The 4,120-nt window shown below is 56.7% G+C and carries 5 protein-coding genes; 4 read left to right on the forward strand and 1 reads right to left on the reverse strand.

What is annotated here, in order from left to right:
* On the reverse strand, positions 1-261 hold a 261-nt coding region (locus BQ17_RS00030), incomplete at its 3' end, for an ATP-binding cassette domain-containing protein (RefSeq protein ID WP_439645629.1).
* Here BQ17_RS00030 and BQ17_RS24490 point away from each other — a divergent pair.
* The 4 genes from BQ17_RS24490 to BQ17_RS00050 all read left to right on the forward strand — a co-directional run bounded on the left by BQ17_RS24490 (position 257) and on the right by BQ17_RS00050 (position 3,827).
* The gene (locus BQ17_RS24490; RefSeq protein WP_439645628.1) at positions 257-424 is read left to right on the forward strand and encodes a hypothetical protein; all 168 of its coding nucleotides are present in this window, start codon (positions 257-259) and stop codon (positions 422-424) included. The genes BQ17_RS00030 and BQ17_RS24490 overlap by 5 nt on opposite strands.
* A 102-nt stretch (positions 425-526) precedes the next feature.
* On the forward strand, positions 527-970 hold the full coding sequence (locus tag BQ17_RS00040; protein ID WP_089723716.1) for a GyrI-like domain-containing protein: 444 nt from the start codon (positions 527-529) through the stop codon (positions 968-970).
* A 189-nt stretch (positions 971-1,159) separates the two neighbouring features.
* Positions 1,160-3,202, forward strand: a complete 2,043-nt coding sequence (locus BQ17_RS00045; RefSeq protein ID WP_089723717.1) for a hypothetical protein — start codon at positions 1,160-1,162, stop codon at positions 3,200-3,202.
* 31 nt (positions 3,203-3,233) lie between these two features.
* Positions 3,234-3,827 (forward strand): hypothetical protein, encoded by a 594-nt coding sequence (locus BQ17_RS00050; RefSeq protein WP_141699006.1) that lies wholly within the window; start codon positions 3,234-3,236, stop codon positions 3,825-3,827.
* Positions 3,828-4,120 lie beyond the last annotated feature (293 nt).

Consider the following 4,120-nt stretch of genomic DNA (forward strand, 5'->3'; position numbering starts at 1 on the left):
CGTGCGTTCCGATAGGGAGGCCGCGTCCTGCCCTTCCCAGTAGACCTTGCCGGCCGAAGGCCGCTCCAAGGCCCCCAGGCAGTGCAGCAGCGTGCTCTTGCCCGAGCCGGACGCGCCGACTATCGCCACCCGTTCGCCGGCACGGATGCTCAGATCGACCCGGCGCAGGACCGCAACCTCTTGGGACCTGACAATTACTTGAAGACCTCCCGCATCCAGCTCATGTTTCTCCCCCCCGTATGCGCCGAACCTGAATTTGATTGAGCGATTATGGAAATTTCTGAAAAAGAAAGTGCTGTATAACCAGTATTATGAAACGTTCGACGAATTCAAGTCAGCGTGTGAGGAATTCTTCCGGAATCCGCGCAACTATCACCGTGAATTACGGTCATTGCTGACGGCGAATTTCGAGATTATCGGTTGAATGAAAAACCGAAATATTGATATCAACTTAGTATACATCAATAGATGGTTGACTGACTACTAGATTTCAACGTTCCTTAGTATCCTTTACGAGGTAATCACCATGCAAGAAATCGATTCATACGCGTGCGTTGTTGCAGGTATTGCGATTCGTACCAACAATCAGGAAGCAGCCCAAACAATCCCTTCCCTATGGCAGCGTTTCTTCTCAGAGCAAGTGCCTGCAAAAATTCCCAATCCTACCTCTGACGATGTCTTCGCTGTTTACACGGATTTCGAACATAAGGGAGTAAGCAACGAAGGCGAATATACTTTTCTCATTGGGTTGCCAGTACAAGATACTGAACAGCTACCGGATGAGTGCTCAGCGGTTGAAATACCCGCGTCCAACTATCGTCGGTTCGATGTGGAAAAGGGAAGGCCCGAAAAGGTATTCGAAAAATGGCAGGAAATCTGGCGGATGAACGATCTAAACAAGTCGTATCAGTGTGACTATGAGCGGTACAGAAGTTCTGGCGAGATATCCATCCACGTCGGCACCAAGTAGGTTGACGCGGTATACCTCAGCTTTTCTTCAAGTACGGATATTTCCAATATGAAATTGGGAGGTGATTTTATGGTCATGACTACGGTTCCGTTTTTCCTGTTTCTTGCCACTGCGCTTGTATTGGGACCTGCTTTTGCCGAAGAAATGTCAGTTACCCAGACTGCTTTTACGCATTTTGAATCAGGTCAGGTGAGGCCCGTCGCCCTTTCACCGGACAAGCGGTTTCTGTTTGCTGTAAACACCCCTGCAGGCACGCTCGAAATCTTGAAGATCGGGCGCCGCGGCCTGCAGCATGTCGATTCCGTTCGCGTCGGCTTGGAGCCCGTCGCGGTCGCCGTGCGCAACCGTTCGGAGGTCTGGGTGGTCAATCACCTCTCCGACAGCGTCAGCATCCTGCGCAAAAGAGACGATTCCGGGCGCCGACGCGGCTCTTGGCATGTTGCCAACACGCTATACGTCGGTGATGAGCCCCGCGACATTGTATTCGCGAAAAGCAGACGACAAAGCAAGAAGGCGTTCATCACCACGGCCCACAGGGGTCAAAACATCCCCCACGATCCCCAGTTCACTGAACCCGGGGTAGGGCGAGCGGACATCTGGGTCTTTGAAGCGAAAAAGGCTTGGAAGTCCGATGTCGCCGGCGGCGAGCCCCTCACCATCTTGACGTTGTTTACCGACACCCCGCGTGCGCTTGCCGCCAGCCCCGATGGATCACGGGTCTATGCCGCCGGCTTTCTGACCGGCAATGGCACCACCGTAATTCCGGAGGAGGTGGTGACCAACACCCAGGGTCTGCCCGAGCCGACAACCAATTTCGAAGGAGTCCTTCAGCCCCCGACCAGCCTCATCGTGAAATACGACGGGCAGCACTGGCGGGACGAATTGGGGCGAACCTGGGATGAGCATGTCTATTTCTCCCTTCCCGACGAGGATGTCTTCGTTATCGACAACCGAACCCATGTCCCCACGGTCTCCGCGTCGGAGAGCTACGCCGGGGTGGGTACCGTCCTTTTCAACATGGCCGTTCATCCGGCGACCGGTGAGGTGTTCGTTACCAACACCGATGCCAGAAACGAAGAGCGCTTCGAAGGCGAGGGGTACTTCGCGGGACATTCGCTTCGCGGCCGGTTTCTCGAAAACCGCATCTCGATTCTCCAGCCGAACGGCAATGTGCTTCATCGCGACCTCAACAAGCATATCGACCACGACGTCCCCTGCTGCGATGCGCCCTCGCCCCAAAACAAGGCCAAGGCCCTTGCCTTGCCCATGGGACTTCAGTTCCCCGCCAACGGCCGCTATCTCTTCGTCGCCGCCTTTGGTTCCGACAAGATCGGCGTATTCCGTACCAGAAAACTGAGGAATGACTCCTTCGAGCCCAACGAGAACACGCAAATCTCCCTTTCGGGCGGTGGTCCCTCCGGTTTTGCCATCGACGAAGAGAAGGGGCTCATGTACGTCATGACGCGCTTCAACAACGCCATTTCCGTCGTCGACCTCGAAGCCGGGGCCGAGGTGGGAAGCTTCGCGTTTTTCAATCCCGAGCCCAGACACATCGTGGAAGGGAGGCGCTTTCTCTACGATGCGCAATTGACCAGCGCCAACGGCGATCACTCCTGCGCGGGTTGTCACGTCTTCGGCAACCTCGACGGCCTCGCTTGGGATCTCGGTGATCCGGATATCTCCGAGATTAACAACCCCGGCCCGTTCACGCTCACTCCCGAAACGGCCGGGATGGAGGCATCCGTCCACTTCCGACCGCTGAAGGGACCGATGACGACACAGAGCCTGCGCGGCCTGGACAACCATGGCCCCATGCATTGGCGGGGTGACAGGACCGGAGGCAACGACGAGGCGTCCCATCAGCCTAATTCGGGAAGCTTCGATGAGAAGGCCGCGCTCCGGCAGTTCAATGGGGCGTTCGTTGGCGTAAACGGAAACGACCAGCCGCTCACCAGTGAGCAGTTTCGCAAGTTCTCCGAGTTCGTGCTGGATCTTACCTATCCGCCGAATCCGGTGAAAAACCTCGACAACTCGCTGACGGACGCGCAACAGTTCGGTCATGACTTCTACTTCGACAGAATCTCCGACAGGTTCTTTGCCTGCAACGGCTGTCATCCTCTCGACCCAGACGGAAACGCGGAGCACGGAGTTCGACATCCCGGATTCTTCGGTACGGATGGAAGCTATAGCTTCGAATTCGAACCTCAGACCATGAAGATTCCGCACTGTTAGAAACCTGTACCAGAAGGTCGGAATGTTCGGCATGGCGCCGATCTCGAAGCTGCTATCCGACAACGAGGACGGGGCGAACAATCACATGGGCAGACAGATTCGTGGCTTTGGGTTCCAGCATGACGGTACGATCGACACCATTGAGCGGTTTATTTCGACAACCCTGTTTCGATTCGTCGCGCCGCAACCACCTTCGGACCCGGGAAATCCCGGCGGGTTCTCCAACGACCCGGAGATCGGCTTTCGGGAAAGAAGGGCGGTCGAGGACTTTCTGTTGGCCTTCGATTCCAACTTGGCCCCGATCGTGGGGCAGCAGGTCACGGTAACCGCACGCAACATCGCGGACGCGATTCCTCGCGTGCAGCTTCTCATCGCCCGCGCCGCGGAAGGCGAGTGTGACCTGATCCTCACGGCGGGAAGTGGATCGACGTATCTCTTTGGACACCATGGCTTCCGGTCGATCGGGCGCCACGGCGGCAGGTCAGTCAGCGCGGAAAAGCTCGCTCGTTCCGCACGCAACCACGGAAAGGCGTCTACTCTAACTTGCTTGCCTCCCGCTACCGGAATGACCCTCCTCGGGTACTCGAAGCAGCCACGGCCTCACGGCGGCCATAGGAAACGGTGAGTGGCTCGATGGCTCCGTGGGCGTTGCGCGGCAAATCCAAGGAAGCGACGCCCCGGATTTCGCCGCCGTGCGACGCCGCGAGGCCCTTCGATCCATCTTTGTTCCGCCACCCGGTGGAGGGTGTCGTAAAAGGGAATGGACCCTGAGGTATCCCCACATTATTGCAATCTAAAACAACAAGTTATGGAGCGAATGAGCGGCCACGATGCCCTAATGGCTCGTTCCCACGCTCCAGAGATTGTGAAAGAATTCGCGGGCGAATCTGCAGGGAGCGCTCTTGGGCCTCGGAAGCG

It is taken from the genome of Candidatus Thiosymbion oneisti, from assembly GCF_900092655.1.
Taxonomy (GTDB): domain Bacteria; phylum Pseudomonadota; class Gammaproteobacteria; order Chromatiales; family Chromatiaceae; genus Thiosymbion; species Thiosymbion oneisti.

Coding starts and splice junctions, on each gene's coding strand:
- BQ17_RS00040 (WP_089723716.1), top strand. CDS start 527: ATGCAAGAAATCGATTCATACGCGTGCGTTGTTGCAGGTATTGCGATT.
- BQ17_RS00050 (WP_141699006.1), top strand. CDS start 3,234: ATGGCGCCGATCTCGAAGCTGCTATCCGACAACGAGGACGGGGCGAAC.